The organism is Fibrobacter sp., from assembly GCF_045112255.1.
Lineage (GTDB): Bacteria > Fibrobacterota > Fibrobacteria > Fibrobacterales > Fibrobacteraceae > Fibrobacter.
In genome coordinates this window covers 1-14,041 of the sequence record NZ_JBGUHR010000004.1, presented here as the reverse complement: position 1 = coordinate 14,041, position 14,041 = coordinate 1, and the positions used below count along the sequence as shown (strand labels likewise).

16 protein-coding genes are annotated in these 14,041 nt (G+C 45.9%); 5 read left to right on the top strand and 11 right to left on the bottom strand.

Translation table 11 applies throughout. The features are described 5' to 3' along the window. Together ACJMM9_RS00610 and ACJMM9_RS00605 are read left to right on the top strand one after the other, a co-directional pair. A partial coding sequence (locus ACJMM9_RS00610; RefSeq protein ID WP_405322897.1) for a thiamine pyrophosphate-dependent enzyme occupies positions 1-1,053 on the top strand: 1,053 nt, incomplete at its 5' end. 279 nt (positions 1,054-1,332) lie between these two features. Further along, positions 1,333-2,385, top strand: a complete 1,053-nt coding sequence (locus ACJMM9_RS00605) for an MBL fold metallo-hydrolase (RefSeq protein WP_405322895.1) — start codon at positions 1,333-1,335, stop codon at positions 2,383-2,385. A gap of 18 nt (positions 2,386-2,403) precedes the next feature. Here ACJMM9_RS00605 and ACJMM9_RS00600 read toward each other — a convergent pair whose 3' ends face one another. From ACJMM9_RS00600 to ACJMM9_RS00590, 3 genes are read right to left on the bottom strand one after another with little or no spacing between them, the layout of a single operon-like run. Further along, positions 2,404-3,033, bottom strand: a complete 630-nt coding sequence (locus ACJMM9_RS00600) for a PrsW family glutamic-type intramembrane protease (RefSeq protein WP_405322893.1) — start codon at positions 3,031-3,033, stop codon at positions 2,404-2,406. Continuing rightward, entirely contained in the window at positions 3,020-3,796 is a 777-nt protein-coding gene (locus ACJMM9_RS00595; protein ID WP_405322891.1) for a hypothetical protein, read from the bottom strand. The genes ACJMM9_RS00600 and ACJMM9_RS00595 overlap by 14 nt, the downstream gene beginning before the upstream one ends. After that, a complete protein-coding gene (locus tag ACJMM9_RS00590) occupies positions 3,793-4,353 on the bottom strand; it encodes an RNA polymerase sigma factor (protein WP_405322889.1) in 561 nt (186 codons plus the stop codon). The genes ACJMM9_RS00595 and ACJMM9_RS00590 overlap by 4 nt, the downstream gene beginning before the upstream one ends. Before the next feature lie 417 nt (positions 4,354-4,770). Here ACJMM9_RS00590 and ACJMM9_RS00585 point away from each other — a divergent pair, with 417 nt between their 5' ends. Beyond that, entirely contained in the window at positions 4,771-5,079 is a 309-nt protein-coding gene (locus ACJMM9_RS00585) for a hypothetical protein (RefSeq protein WP_405322887.1), read from the top strand. A gap of 28 nt (positions 5,080-5,107) precedes the next feature. Here ACJMM9_RS00585 and ACJMM9_RS00580 read toward each other — a convergent pair whose 3' ends face one another. The 8 genes from ACJMM9_RS00580 to ACJMM9_RS00545 form a co-directional block, all read right to left on the bottom strand. After that, positions 5,108-5,782: a 7-carboxy-7-deazaguanine synthase QueE gene (locus tag ACJMM9_RS00580; RefSeq protein ID WP_405322885.1), complete on the bottom strand. Its 675-nt coding sequence runs from the start codon at positions 5,780-5,782 to the stop codon at positions 5,108-5,110. Positions 5,783-5,916: 134 nt separating this feature from the next. Then, a complete protein-coding gene (gene queD, locus ACJMM9_RS00575) occupies positions 5,917-6,246 on the bottom strand; it encodes a 6-carboxytetrahydropterin synthase QueD (protein ID WP_072828620.1) in 330 nt (109 codons plus the stop codon). A 1-nt stretch (position 6,247) separates the two neighbouring features. Then, complete coding sequence (queC, locus tag ACJMM9_RS00570) at positions 6,248-6,901, bottom strand: 7-cyano-7-deazaguanine synthase QueC (RefSeq protein WP_014545058.1); 654 nt, start codon at positions 6,899-6,901, stop codon at positions 6,248-6,250. Between the two features lie 77 nt (positions 6,902-6,978). Further along, positions 6,979-8,568, bottom strand: a complete 1,590-nt coding sequence (locus tag ACJMM9_RS00565) for an FISUMP domain-containing protein (RefSeq protein WP_405322882.1) — start codon at positions 8,566-8,568, stop codon at positions 6,979-6,981. Between the two features lie 18 nt (positions 8,569-8,586). Then, complete coding sequence (locus ACJMM9_RS00560; RefSeq protein WP_405322880.1) at positions 8,587-10,152, bottom strand: FISUMP domain-containing protein; 1,566 nt, start codon at positions 10,150-10,152, stop codon at positions 8,587-8,589. A gap of 1 nt (position 10,153) precedes the next feature. Further along, entirely contained in the window at positions 10,154-10,981 is an 828-nt protein-coding gene (locus ACJMM9_RS00555; protein ID WP_405322878.1) for a TIGR02147 family protein, read from the bottom strand. Positions 10,982-11,165: 184 nt separating this feature from the next. Next, positions 11,166-11,747 (bottom strand): flavodoxin family protein, encoded by a 582-nt coding sequence (locus ACJMM9_RS00550; RefSeq protein WP_085490398.1) that lies wholly within the window; start codon positions 11,745-11,747, stop codon positions 11,166-11,168. A 40-nt stretch (positions 11,748-11,787) separates the two neighbouring features. Continuing rightward, positions 11,788-12,327 (bottom strand): RBBP9/YdeN family alpha/beta hydrolase, encoded by a 540-nt coding sequence (locus ACJMM9_RS00545; protein ID WP_405322876.1) that lies wholly within the window; start codon positions 12,325-12,327, stop codon positions 11,788-11,790. A gap of 237 nt (positions 12,328-12,564) precedes the next feature. On the opposite strand from ACJMM9_RS00545, the gene ACJMM9_RS00540 reads away from it, so the two are divergent. Next, positions 12,565-13,641 carry a family 16 glycosylhydrolase gene (locus ACJMM9_RS00540; protein ID WP_405322874.1) on the top strand — a complete coding sequence of 359 codons (1,077 nt, stop codon included), beginning with the start codon at positions 12,565-12,567 and terminating at the stop codon, positions 13,639-13,641. 190 nt (positions 13,642-13,831) lie between these two features. Continuing rightward, a partial coding sequence (locus ACJMM9_RS00535) for a single-stranded DNA-binding protein (protein ID WP_405322872.1) occupies positions 13,832-14,041 on the top strand: 210 nt, incomplete at its 3' end.

Sequence of the window (14,041 nt, the reverse complement as noted above, 5' to 3'; positions counted from 1 at the left end):
CACGATAGTGTGGGGAACGCCCAAAAAGAGCATGCCAACGCTACGGGTTGCTCCTCCATTTACGGCGGTAACCTCCCGACCACTCCGTGGGCAAAGAACAAGGGAGGCCGCGGTCCCGCTTGGGCCAACAGCCTCTTCGAAGACAACGCCGAATTCGGTCTCGGTATGCGCCTCGCTATCACCAAGCATGCCAAGCAGGCTCTCTCCCTCCTCGAAGCCGTGAACGTTCCTGCCGAACTCAAGGAAAAGCTCACGACCCAGGAGCAGAATGACGAAGCAGGCATCAAGGCTCAGCGTGAAAACGTTGCCGCCCTTAAGGCTGCTCTCGCCGGTGCTACCGACGACGCATCCGTCAGCCTCCGCGACGAATTCGCCGACTATCTCGTGAAGAAGTCCGTGTGGATCTTCGGTGGTGACGGTTGGGCATACGATATCGGTTACGGTGGCCTCGACCACGTGATGGCCACGGGCGAAAACGTGAACATCTGCGTCCTCGATACCGAAGTGTACTCCAACACTGGTGGACAGGCTTCCAAGGCCACGAACCGTGGCGCAGTCGCCCTCTTCGCTGCCGCTGGTAAGCGCGCCGGCAAGAAGGACCTCGGCCTTATCGCCATGAGCTACAAGAACGTTTACGTGGGCCGTATCGCCCTCGGCGCAAACGACGCTCAGGCCCTGAAGGTTCTCCAGGAAGCGGAAGCACACAATGGCCCGTCTCTGATCATCTGCTACTGCCCCTGCATCAACCACGGTTTCGATCTCAACAGCCAGCTTCAGCACCAGAAGATGGCTGTGGATTCCGGTTACTGGACTCTGCTCCGTTACAACCCGGCTCTCGCCGCCGAAGGAAAGGCTCCGCTTATCCTCGACTCCAAGAAGCCGACGATTCCGGTTGCAGAATACATCTACACCGAAAACCGCTACAAGCAGCTCACCCGTAACAATCCGGAAGTGGCCAAGAAGCTCGCCGACGACCTCCAGAAGGAAGTCGATGCTCGCTACGCATTCTACGATGCGATGTCCAAGGACACTGAAGGCCTGATTAGCCTCTAATCTGTGCCGACGGCATCAAAAAAGGCCCCCGTTCGAAAGAACGGGGCCTTTTTGTTTTAGAAGCGGGCATCCACCGCCAAGCGGAGGAGGCTACTCTTAAGTAGCCTTCGTAGCGCGGAGCATTCAACGTCGCAAGTTCTTAAATGCGTTTGTTGAATGCGGAGTCTCATAAGCGACAAGAGAAATCTTGCCGCTCGTTTTTTATACCGAAAAAATAGAGTTTCCATAACGCAAAACAATTATATATTACCGCTAATGGCATTCAAGAAAAAGAAACCTATGATTATAACCTTAGCGATTCTCTGCGTTTTAGGCGTTATCGTCTTATTGTTCATCAACCAGGCAAGTTTCGGCAAGCTCCCGCAGGGCACACGCCTAGAGCGTATCAAGCAGTCGCCGAATTACAATGGCAAGCAATTCGTGAACGAGATCAAGACCACGATGATGACGAGCGAAAACGGCACACTCTCCGTCTACAAAGAATACCTTTTTGGCGACAAGTCCTTGACCACGCCCGACACGGCAATTTCAGCAATTAAAACAGATTTGAAAACACTCCCTCGCGATAAAGACTGGATTGTATGGTTTGGGCACTCCTCGTACCTTTTGAATCTATCCGGGAAAACAATTCTGGTAGATCCCGTATTTCGCAAAGCCTCCCCCGTGAGCTTCGTAAACAAGATGTTCAAGGGCACGGACATTTACAAGCCAGCGGATATGCCCGATATCGATTATCTTGTCATCAGCCACGATCACTGGGATCATCTAGATTATGAAACCGTCAAAGAATTGGAACCACGTGTTAAAAAAGTTGTCATTGGACTAGGCGTCGGCGAGCATTTCGAATACTGGGGCTATCCTGTAGAGAAGCTCGTGGAACTTGACTGGTGGGATGTTTCGGAACAAAGCAACGGATTTCGCATCACAGCAACTCCAGCAAGGCATTTCTCTGGACGCAGCCTGTTTATGAACAAGACATTGTGGGCTTCTTACATTTTTGAATCGCCGAAACGCACTATCTGGATTGGCGGTGACACTGGCTATGGACCGCATTTTGCAAAAATCGGGCAGAAATTTCCTGGCATTGACCTTGCCATTCTCGAAAATGGACAGTACGACAAAGACTGGGCTGACATTCATACTTTGCCGGAACAGTTAAGCAAGGAAATGGTAGAACTCGGAGCCTCGCGCTACATGACCGTTCATCATTCAAAACTTTGCCTGAGCAATCATCCGTATTACGAGCCGCTCGAAAATGCGAAAAAGTCCGCCCAGGAATCTGGCAAGCCTGTACTGATGCCGAAAATCGGTGAAGTCGTTTACCTAGACTAAAAGCAAAGAAGCGACCTTTCAATCACATTCTTCAGTCCTTCTATTTACCAGATACAATAAAATTGCACATATCATCGGCATAGAAAAACCAATAAAAGAAGAAACCCCAGGTTGAGAAACCAATAAATTGTAAAGACCGTGAACTGTCACGGACATTGACAGAACGCCCGCGATTCCGGCTAAAGAACATACTTTGTACGTTTTCAGAAGCTGTATTCCCTTAGCGAGAGCGACCAAAGTCACAATATGCATGACACCAACAGCAAATCCGCGAATCAACACGAATGTGAGATGCGGAGTGCCCGCCGAGATGATAAAGCAGCAGTTTTCAAAAGTTGCAAAGCCAGCCCCGATACCGACCGCAAACAACTGAATTTCTTTATCCGTTGCTTCAAACACATAAATGCAGAACAGAATCGAAAAAAGCTTCATGACTTCTTCCACTATGGGAGACAAGAAAATGGAAGTATCTTCGGAACTGAAGCCAGATGCAACTTCTAAAAATCCTGAGATATACGCCGAAAAAATGCAGACAAACATACCGGTAAGAATGCACACCAGCAAACGTCGAGCGTTTCCCTTAATGAACAGCAAGGATATAGCCAACGGGACTGCAATGCAAATCAATATGTTTTCAGCATATATCATCAGATAAAAGCTCCTTTTTCATCGATATATACATCATCGGCAAAGCAATCGTACTTGCAAAGAAGGCAACGTAATAGTAAAACTTTACGCTAGAGAACATTACCAGATTCGTCCACAGGAAAAATGCCGTTGACACAAAAAAATCCTTCAGCCGAACGCTCTTGACACCAAGCCACACAATCATTCCAAGCATAAAGGCATGACACAGAAAAAAAACGAGAGACAGGGAAAATCCGTCTAAAAACCTTATGGCGACATGCATGATCAGGACCAAAACACTTATCATCATTGCAAGCCTAATTTCTCTTTGAGATAAAGCTTGTCGAGTTTTGATACCTCGAATGATGAGCCACAGAAAATAAATATACGGGATTCCAAAGAAAATATCCTGGAACCATTCCCCGGACCATACAATCCATAATGCAATATTTGCACCGATAAAGAAAAAAGCAAACGCAATCTCCCCCGCATATTTTCTCTTATCTGTCAAAATCGATTCCAGCGCAGCAGACAGAAGGAGAACCATGGCACACTCGGCAATTTCATTTGACGCAATAGGCATGCGAATACCGGGCTTTAAAAGATCGTAAGCAAGCCAATAAACATCGCTTAGAAAAAAGCTCGACATCGACAAGATAAAGAAAAAGGGAAGAAAAAATTTTTTCCCTCTTTTTATCAATTCATTTGTCTTTGCAATGACAACAACCAAGACAACAGCTTGAAATATGGTCGCGAAAATACCAAGCCTCGTCAAATCGCTCATTTTGCAGTCCTTTCGTACGCAATACGCAGGGATTCCTTACCTCTAGCCAAAATATTGTATGTCTGCTTTATATTCTTCTTAATTATCTGGCTAATTTGTTCCGGCTTCATATTCTCAAAAAATAGGAGATATAAAGCCTGCCTGTAGCAAGGATCTATAGACTTCATTGCACGGTACAGGTGCGCATTTCGCTCGTTTTTTAAAAGCTCCGCGACCGGCTGAAGACATTCATCCGCTTCAAAATTATTTAAAAATTCTTTATCAGGAGAAATGAATATAAACTTTCGCTTTCTTAGACAGAGCAACGCCTGGTTTTTGGCAATTGCATAAAGCCATGTTTTAAACGAAGCATTAGCTTTTTCCTTGTAGCGAGCCGTTCCAGACGCCAAGATAGCAAAAGTATCCATCATCAGCTCTTCGGCTTCATCTAAATTTTGAACAAATCCATAAATAAACAAGATTAACCCGTCTCTATATTTATTAAAAAGAGCTTCAAGTGCATTCGGGTCATTATTCCTCAAAAAACTGGTGTATAATAGTCCGTCTATATCGGACATGAGCCCATCTCCCATCAAGGTAACTCAACCACAATCAAATATTAGCTTATCCATGTTTGCTTAAAAACATACTATAAATTTAACACAAAGTCAAGAGTGACAAGTCCTTTTTTCGCTCTATTTGTCCTTTATTTCTCATTTATCCCAAAAAATCGTAAAGCAATTTTTACAATATTTTATTGAGTAAAAACAAACATGTCCGCATTTAATAGTAGAAATAAAGATCAAAATGGCAAAACAAGCCAGGAAAATCTTTTTTCATAAAACTTACACCTCAAAAATAATCGCTCAGGAACTTTTTCCTGGGCGTCTTTTTTTGTACTTATTTCAAAGCATATTTTTTACAAAAAAGCAGTGAGTAAAAATCTACATTTAGGTAATTAATTATCGAAAGAGTGTAATGGCAAGGAGGACAAAATGAAATATACGAGAGACGAAGCCCTGAATGAAATCAGACGGCGAGCAAAGGTTATAAGGCAAAAACGCGATAGAAAAATAGCGCATCTTTTGGCAACAACAGCCTGTATTTCTCTTATATCCCTTTTGGCGGTAATTGGGAAATTTGCAGGTTCAGAAATTTCGGGCATGCCAGGCGCTTATGGATCTTTCATCCTCTCGGCAAGTACAGGCGGTTTTGTGCTGGCTGGTATTCTAGGATTTGTTCTAGGAGTTTCTGTAACGCTTTTAATCAAATACCTGAAGAAAAACAAAAACAACCAAGAATAGAGCCACAGGCGGAAGCTATCTTCCGCCGCTACACCCCGCGCATGTCGGGGTCCCACACGATCTTGTGCAGCTGCACTTGGAATCGGGCGTTGTTTTGCGTCATCACCTTGCTTGCTACCATCCAGTTGACAATTTCTTCGTTAGTGAGTTCGCCCCATACCGGCGAAATAAAGATGTGAGGCATGTTATTTGAAGATGTTAGCGAAAGTCGCGCAACAACACCCTCCGCTTCCAGCAAGTCCTCAGCTTTACCCACCACGAACTTGAGCACATCGTTTTCGCTAAGCGAGACGATGTTTTCCATTTTCATTCGGGCAGACATGCCACTGCTTTTGCATTTCCAGTCCATCGTGTAGAAAAGCCCGGGCAATCGCCATTTGCAAGGGACCGTTCCGTTCGTCTCAATGTTGACTTCAAAGCCTGCTTTGCTGAATTTTTCCAGCAGCTCGCCCACGTTTTCATGAATCAGCGGTTCGCCGCCCGTGAGCGTGACGCACTTGACTCCAGATTCTGTGCGATACGCTTCAACCGCCGCGAGAACCTCCTCCACGCTCATCTGCTTATAGTCGGAGCCTTCAACCGCATACATCGAATCGCAGTAGCTACAGCGCAAGTTGCAACCGTGCAGACGCACGAACACCGCCGCCTGCCCCATGCGAATCCCTTCGCCCTCGATACTCTTAAAAATTTCGGAGACCTTCATATTCACAATGCAATTTAGATTGCCACGACCCCTTCGGGGTCTCGCAATGACGTTGACTTTGCTTACATCGTCATTGCGATCCCCGGAACAACGTCCGGGATAAACTCCGCGAAGCAATCTATTATGATAAATTATTACACTTCGTACTCGACGGTATTGCCTTCGCTTTCCTGAACCTGCACCTTGTAGCAATGCGGCACCTGTTCGCAAATCCAGCGCGCCATGTTTTCCGCCGTCGGATTAAAGTCCACCACATCGTTCAAGAACTGGTGATCGAGTTTCCCCTTCACGATTTCCTTGATGCGCGAAAAATCGACCACCATTCCGTTCTCGTCGAGCGTTTCGGACTGGCAGAACACCGTGATAATCCAGTTGTGGCCATGCAGACCGCGGCACTTGCTTTCGTACGGGAGCGAGAGCTTGTGTGCCCCAGAAATTTCAATACGCTTGATAACTCTGTACATATTACGCCTCGTATTCCGTCGTGTCGTTGATGCCTGCTTCGGCGAGAGCCGCCTTACGTTCCAGGCAGGTTGCACACTTGCCACAATGAATTTTGCCACCCTTGTAGCAAGACCAGGTTTCACTGTAGTCCAAGCCAAGCGCTTTGCCCTTGCGAGCAATGTCCGCCTTGGAAATGTTCGTGTACGGAGCGTCAATCGTGATGTTCGCGTATGTGCCCGCCGAAATTGCAGCCGACATATTCTTCACAAATTCTTCGCGGCAGTCCGGGTAAATGGCATGATCGCCAAAGTGGTTTGCCATCATCACACGCTTGAGATCACGGCTTTCGGCAAGCCCTGCCGCCACAGAAAGCATAATGCCGTTGCGGAACGGCACCACCGTCGATTTCATGTTCTCGTCGGCGTAAGTCCCTTCCGGGATGGCATCCGCCCCCGAAAGGAGCGACGACGTAAAATAGTCGTGCATGAACTTGAGCGGGATCGTAATGTGCGGAATCCCTAGCTTTTCGCAATGCATGCGCGCAAAAGGGATTTCCTTGTCGTTATGGTTGCTGCCGTAATCAAACGAGACCGCAAGCGCAATATCTGCGGCGCGGTCGTAAAGCAAGGTCACACTGTCCATTCCACCGGACAAGACCAGCAATGCGTCTTTCATAAAATCTCCTAGTTTTGTTTAAAGTCAGGATGGGTCTCGAACTGACTATCGCAAAAATAGAAATTTTATGAAAAAAATCAATCTTTCACACAGCGAACATAGAAGAATGAGGAGAATCCCCAACCCGTATTCCAGACAGAAGCGCTTTGAGAATCAAGATCCAATATTAACGGGATATTTCTAATTGAAGATGTCCAAAACATATCACAGCTTTCATTCGTAAAACCACCCGTAGGATAATAACATCCTCCACTATGAAGGTTAAATCCAGAATCATCTATATTGAAACCATTCGCTTTTACGGGGTATACCTCATCAGTTTCCGACTCTTCAACAACTCCGCCTAAAGAGACAAAAAGCTGCATCCATTCGCTTTTCGAAGGCAAATGCCACCCTTCAGGGCAAACGCCACGCAATGATTCTCGAACTGTGCAAGCCTCAACATTTCCCCTACCGCAACCGATTCCTCCATCGCCGAAAAGGCCCGCAGAATCCACCGCAGCAGCAAGGGGATACAACCGTCCAAATTCATCGCATTTTTGAGGATCTTTGTTATGGCACATGGAGAAAGTCTGGAGTGTATGGTAATCGTAATTCAGATTTTCAGCCATCCAGACCTGATCGCCAATTTGAACAGTCTTATATGTTTGACCATCCCTTACATCTGTCAACGTTCCAAAAATGCCTTTATAATTACCAGAATTCTTTTCTGTAGATTCCCAATGTCCATTTTCGCAAACAAACTTTTCACCGTTTCTGATACTCAACGGGTTCACATTTGCAGTTGTATCACCATCATTTGTAGCAGAGCATGTTCCAAGACCATAATTATCCGCCCAGAAATAATCCACAAACTTTTCAAAGTCTGGTAAAGAATCAGAAATTTTCCATGAAAGGATATTGGCCCTGATATCGTTAAACAATCTGCGTTGAGAAACTTCGCAAGCCCAGTCCGCAATAACGGTTCTCGTAGCCGAATCACTCCAGAATCCATTTTCTGCAAGTTCCATACTGAACTTGCCAACACGTTCCGTCAGGCCGGCAACATCGACATCGCTTTGCATTAGGGCGCTTATCGCAAGGAGCTTCGCGTTTTCATCTCCCGACTTGAAAATATCCAGGTCTTCAAAAGATTTGCTGGCATCATTCATGGCCATAGCCGCAAGGACTTCATTCGCAGCCTGAGCTTTAGCTTCTTTAAATGATTTTCCTTGGGAGACAAGTAACTTGACTCTTTCAAACTCAAGGTGTGTCAACAAATTAACATTGACTTTTTCACGATGGCCCAAATCCGTAAAAGCGTTCAAGGTCAAAGGCCCGGAAGATCTTTTTCCTGTAATTTCGTTACGGTAGTAGCCTTTAACCTGAATCATCGCATATGGAGATGAAAAGCCTTGACCCGAGATGATAAAATCGCCTTCATCGCTTCGAATTGTCGACTTGAATATTTTACCAGTTTGCTCCAAGGTCAGGCTGTCCAGTTCCATAATATTCACTGTAGAACCTGTTACAAAAGGCCCCTTTTGAGACACCCCGGAAATATTCCAACTTCCGGCAGGTGTATTTTCAAGAGATGTAGAACCTTTTTCACCAGAAGCGCCTGTAATGTCATCTGAACAAGCTGCAAACAGCAAAAATGGTAAAAGCATAAGGGATTTCATATTCATGTCAAAACTCTCCTATTTTTAATTCTGCGATTCCTGGTCTTTTATACAACGAACATTCCGGCCAATAAACCAAGCATTAAACTCACCAGGCCAAAAAGAAAGAACTTGTTCATTGTTCACATCCAAATAAACTACGTGATCAAACTGTGATCCTGCATATTTCCTTTTAGACGATGTCCAAAAACCAACAGATTGACTTGTCATATTGAAGCCATAGTCATCGGTACCCAAATCATTAGCCGACCTTAATGTTCTTGAGGCTGTAACATTTCCACCCGCAGTCGCTATCAGAATCGTCCATTCTTCTTCCGACGGCAAATGCCACCCTTCAGGGCAAACCCCTCGAGAAGATTCTTTTAAATCACAGAGCGTACTCGAGAGACCACAACCAATACCGCCATCACCAAATAATCCAGCGGAATCCATAGCCGCAGCAAAAGAATAAATGCGCCCATAATTTTCGCAATATTGCGACTGATCGCCAAGGCAAGCCGTCACGGGTTCATTTGTCGGATAACTGTATTTCAGATTCTCGGCCATCCAGACCTGATCGCCAATTTGAACCGTTTTATAGGTTCGACCATCTCTTGCGTCAACCAGTGTTCCAAAATCGCCTTTATAAAGGCTCTTCTTTCTATGGGCGTATTCCCAGCGTTCATTGTTACAGATAAAGAAATCTCCAAACCGTGAACTCTTATCGTTCATATTTACAGCGGTATCACCGGCGTTTGAATTCGAGCATTCTCCCAAGCCGTAGTTATCATACCAGAACATGTCAACGTACTTTTCAAAATTCGGCAATGTATCAGAAATGCCCCACGCAAGAACATTCTTTCTAATATTCACGAAAGTACTGTCCTCGGATGCTCTTGAGGCCCAGTCCGCAATAGCGGTCCTCGTTATAGAATCATTCCATGAGCCATTTGTTTCCAAATCTAAGCTAAACTTGCCCATGCGTTCCGTAAGTCCTGCGACATCGACATCGCTTTGCATCAAGACGCTCACGGCTAGAAGCATTCCATTTTCATCGCCCGATTCAAAGATGTTCATGTCTTCGAATTTTTTGCTAGACTCGTTCATCGCCATAGTGACAATGATTTCTCGTTCTGCCTGGTCCTTTGCTTTTTTTACAGAATACCCTTGCGAAACAAGATTCTTTACACGATCAAATTCGAGATGCGTCAGCAAGTTGACATTGACATTTTCCCGATGACTAAGATCTGTAATGGCATTTAAGACCAGGGAACCAGAGGACACCTGACCGGTAATTTCATTGCGGTAATAACCATCAACCTCAAGCATGGCATACTGCGAGACAAGCCCTGCCCCAGAAATTGCGAAATCACCCTTATCGCTTCGGATACTGGACTTAAAGATTTTTCCAGTCTGAGTCAATGTCGTGCCTTCTAGCTCCAGCACATTCACAGTAGAACCCGTTACAAAAGGCCCCTTCTGGGAAACGCCTGCAACCTGCCACCTTTCAAGAGGCGTGATTCCGACATCTTCACTCGCACCGCTTGCAACCTTGTCCGAGCATGCGACAAAGCACAAAGCGGCAAATACAACAATAGGTTTTAAAATCATTTTAGCGTTCTCCTCGAACATTCTCAGTGAGAGGGAAAAACTGAAGATTTAAACGGTAAACTTGTTCTGTATCGCCATCTTCAGATACGATATTCAAAATCTGCTTTCTAAATTCAGCCAGGGCTTTCACAATCCGTTCATAACCATTACGGGTTATGCCCATTGTAATCCCCGACATGCTTCTTTCCGAAGGCGACAAGCTAACCGCATCCAACGCAAGTTCGCCCATTTGTCGCTGTAAATTCCTTGCAGCAACAGGAATGACATCAACACTACCAATGGAAATCGTCTTGTCCGTTTGATGGTAGACGTCTTTATCGTCTTTCTTTAGAAATCCTTCATTTTCCAAAAACGCAAGCGTATCCCCAACATCATTAGCCGAAATCAAAGGCTTACAGACTTTGGCCATTTCAAAAGGCTTTGCTCCAGGCATGGCTGGCGCCAATTCACGGATCAGCGAATTTTTCCAAGATTTAAAAAAGACGTATTCATTGGCACCAAGTGTCCTGACCTTTCGTTTTTTAGCCAATGCACACATTTCTTCATAAGCTTTCATCTTGTCGTCATCTGTTTTTGCCGACGCATAGACAACCAAGGCATTAAAATAAGCCGCATCAAAACCAGCCAAGCTCATCGCAGAAGCAACCGATGCTGCAGCCGAAATGCTGAGATTCTTTTTACCTTCACAAACGTACTTGAGAAAAATCGCAGAGGAGAACCCAGAAGACTTCGCAAATACACGCCACGAAAAAACAGACGCCTGCTTTTTTTCATTGTAAAAATCTAAAATGACTTTACGGTAGTCAACGTATTCAGTTATTGGCTTCATACTAATAAAATACCAAATCGATTTTTCATCGCCAATATTTCAGAATACAAAAATTTCGGTTTTTATTCAAAAATAAGCATTTTTTAATATTTTTCCCGCCGATAAAAAAAATCTCAGAATACACGCGTATCCTGAGAATACAAAAACTGCGGGTATAAAAATTCCACCCGCAGAGTATTAATTATTAACGAATGAAATTCGTATAGACTTTCTGCTTGGCATCGGGTTGCGTGACGCCCGCCTGCTTGCCTGCATCGATGCTCTTGAGGAGCCAAGCCATATTGCGACCCAGTTCCTTCATGATCTGCACACCTTCTTCGTCCTTCAGCACATCTTCCGGATTTGAACCGTGGACCATGTTCCAGTAGCGCGAAGTCACAAGCGGCTGTTGCGCGTAAGTCGGGTACTTATTGAGCACGTCGAGAGTCGCGGTCGTCCCTGCGCGACGTGCAGAAACCACGTTTGCCGCCGGCTTGAACAGCAGATTTGCCTCAGCAACACCGTAAAGGCGGTCGAGGAACATCAGCATTTCGCCACTCGGAGAGGCATAATACACCGGAGAACCGTAAACAACGCCATCCGCCGTTTCCAGAAGTTCCTTGGCTTCGTGGACAACTTCGTTCACCTCGCCCTTGAGCACTCGCCCACCGACAAACACGATTTTCGTTTCGATTCCAGCGGCCTTGAGCTGGTTTGCGACGATGTTCAGAGCCGTATAGGTGCAGCCATTTTCACGACGGCTGCCGTTAAACAAGATGACCTTCATTTTTACACCTCCGTTGATGTGTACCTAAAATATAGTCACGCTAGAGAGTCGCTTCAAATTCCGCAAGGAATTTACGCCCCTGTTCCCATTCACCGAGATCGGAATCCGAATTGATGTGCCCAAGCGCACCCGCATTAAATAGCTTTACGCCCCAGGCGTTGGCAAAAAATTCAGAACGTTCCATTGATACAAACGGGTCGTTTTCGCTCGCCACGACACACGCCGGAATCGGCAATTTATCAAGCGGCATCGGCGCAAAGCTTCCAATAAGTTCTATGTTATCCACATCACTCGGCGAAACGAGGAAAGCCCCCTTGATGTACGGAGGAACACCACCTTGCGATTGCGCCTTCAAAAGCCAGTTGACCGTCGTACAAACGCCCAAGCTGTGCGATACAAGGATCGTATCCGCATTCAACTGCCGGATGCACTTGTCCAAAGTCTCGACCCAGTCCGCTTTCACAGGACGGTCCCAACAGCGCTGGATGACTCGTATCGCATTTGGCAAGCTCTTTTCCCAGAAGCTCTGCCAGTGTTTGGGTCCGGAATTATTCAATCCGGGAACAATCAAGTAATTCATTATCGCCTCTTTTTCCTACCAAAATAGTATAAAAATTAAGTTACTATTCCGTTTGAAAATGAATTTATGGCGAATTAAGACCTAATTCGAATTTATCCTGTAAAAAGCCGCAGCACAATCGATACAGTTGTTTTTCTAAGTACACTCTATTTTATTGGTTATTCAAGTCCGCTAACTTATCTTTATATTTGGTTAAATGGGATTCTGTTTTGTACAGAAACTTCATGGAGATAAAATATGAATATCAAGAAAACAGCAGTCAAGAGCGCTCTCGTTGTAGCAGCGCTTACCGCAGCGGTCAGCGCAAAAGACTACAGCGGTGCTGAACTCTATACGAACGAAACATGGATGTACGGCAAGTTCGAAGCCCGTATGCAGATGGCTGCAGGCTCGGGAACGGTTAGTTCCATGTTCCTTTACCACAACGATTCCTACCTCGGCGGAAACGAGCCCTGGGTCGAAGTGGATATCGAAATTTTAGGCAAGAATCCCAGCAGCTTCCAATCCAACATCATCACCGGCTTCGGCCCCGGCGATGGCCAGCCCGACCGCAAGGTAACTAGCGAAAAGCATCACGCCATCAACCCGGCCTCCAACCAGTCATTCCACACTTACGGCATGGAATGGACACCTGATTACGTAGCATGGATCTTGGATGGCAAAGTTGTCCGCAAGACCGTCAAGGGCCAGGGCGACAACAACCAGGTTCAGGACCTCGGCAAAAAGCCGCAGGGTCTCCGTTTCAACCTGTGGTCCCATGAAGACGCAGGCTGGGTCGGCGCATGGAACGACAACATCCTTCCGGTTTACCAGTTCATCAACTGGGTGAAGGTTTACGAATACAAGCCGGGCCAGGGCGATAATGGAAGCGATTTCAAGCTCCTCTGGACCGACAATTTCGACACATTCGATAACAACCGTTGGAGCAAGGGTGACTGGACATTTGATGGCAACCGCGTTGATATCAGTCCAAGCAACATCTTCACAAAGGATGGCATGGCAATTATCGCGCTCACCAAGAAAGGCCAGGAAGGCTTTAATGGTCAGGTTCCGAAAGACACCGAATCCGCTCCGGCCTCTTCTAGCAGCACGCCGGTATCGTCTTCGAGCAGTGTGACGGCAAGCTCCTCCAGCGCTGTAGCATCATCAAGCAGCCAGTTTGTTCCGCCCAGCTCTTCCAGCGAAACAAACGCGATTCATGGAATCCGCACCACGCCAACAATTACAAAGGAACACCGTGGACTTGTGAACGCCAAGGGCGCCAAGGTCAACCCGAACGGTCACAAGCGCTACCGCGTGAACTTTGAATACTAATCGTGGCGGATTCGCTTTATAATTCTCTTTACTGTAAAGGCCATGTGGTTTACGCCACATGGTTTTTTGCTAAATCCATAAAATTTAGGCGATATTCGCCATTTTTTTTATTTTTTGACATAAAATTGTCAAAATTCTTTTTGTATTTTTGATTTCGAAATTTCAAAAAAAATTAAAATAGGATAATTATATGGCTTATTTGAATAAGGTTATGCTCATCGGTAATATCGGCAAGGACCCGGAAGTTCGCGTTAATCCCAATGGTGGTCGCAAGCGTGTTTCGTTCTCCCTCGCCACTTCTCGTCGCTATCGAGACAACAACGGCGAACAGAAGGAACAGACCGACTGGCACAACATCATTGGCTGGGGCAAAATCGCAGATATCGTTGAACAGCTTGGC

Bases quoted from the DNA above. Each gene is read 5' to 3' on its own strand.
- queC (WP_014545058.1), bottom strand. From the start codon at position 6,901: ATGAAAGACGCATTGCTGGTCTTGTCCGGTGGAATGGACAGTGTGACC.
- queD (WP_072828620.1), bottom strand. From the start codon at position 6,246: ATGTACAGAGTTATCAAGCGTATTGAAATTTCTGGGGCACACAAGCTC.
- ACJMM9_RS00600 (WP_405322893.1), bottom strand. From the start codon at position 3,033: ATGATATATGCTGAAAACATATTGATTTGCATTGCAGTCCCGTTGGCT.
- ACJMM9_RS00550 (WP_085490398.1), bottom strand. From the start codon at position 11,747: ATGAAGGTCATCTTGTTTAACGGCAGCCGTCGTGAAAATGGCTGCACC.
- ACJMM9_RS00585 (WP_405322887.1), top strand. From the start codon at position 4,771: ATGAAATATACGAGAGACGAAGCCCTGAATGAAATCAGACGGCGAGCA.
- ACJMM9_RS00605 (WP_405322895.1), top strand. From the start codon at position 1,333: ATGATTATAACCTTAGCGATTCTCTGCGTTTTAGGCGTTATCGTCTTA.
- ACJMM9_RS00545 (WP_405322876.1), bottom strand. From the start codon at position 12,327: ATGAATTACTTGATTGTTCCCGGATTGAATAATTCCGGACCCAAACAC.
- ACJMM9_RS00580 (WP_405322885.1), bottom strand. From the start codon at position 5,782: ATGAAGGTCTCCGAAATTTTTAAGAGTATCGAGGGCGAAGGGATTCGC.
- ACJMM9_RS00555 (WP_405322878.1), bottom strand. From the start codon at position 10,981: ATGAAGCCAATAACTGAATACGTTGACTACCGTAAAGTCATTTTAGAT.
- ACJMM9_RS00565 (WP_405322882.1), bottom strand. From the start codon at position 8,568: ATGAATATGAAATCCCTTATGCTTTTACCATTTTTGCTGTTTGCAGCT.
- ACJMM9_RS00595 (WP_405322891.1), bottom strand. From the start codon at position 3,796: ATGAGCGATTTGACGAGGCTTGGTATTTTCGCGACCATATTTCAAGCT.
- ACJMM9_RS00560 (WP_405322880.1), bottom strand. From the start codon at position 10,152: ATGATTTTAAAACCTATTGTTGTATTTGCCGCTTTGTGCTTTGTCGCA.
- ACJMM9_RS00590 (WP_405322889.1), bottom strand. From the start codon at position 4,353: ATGTCCGATATAGACGGACTATTATACACCAGTTTTTTGAGGAATAAT.
- ACJMM9_RS00540 (WP_405322874.1), top strand. From the start codon at position 12,565: ATGAATATCAAGAAAACAGCAGTCAAGAGCGCTCTCGTTGTAGCAGCG.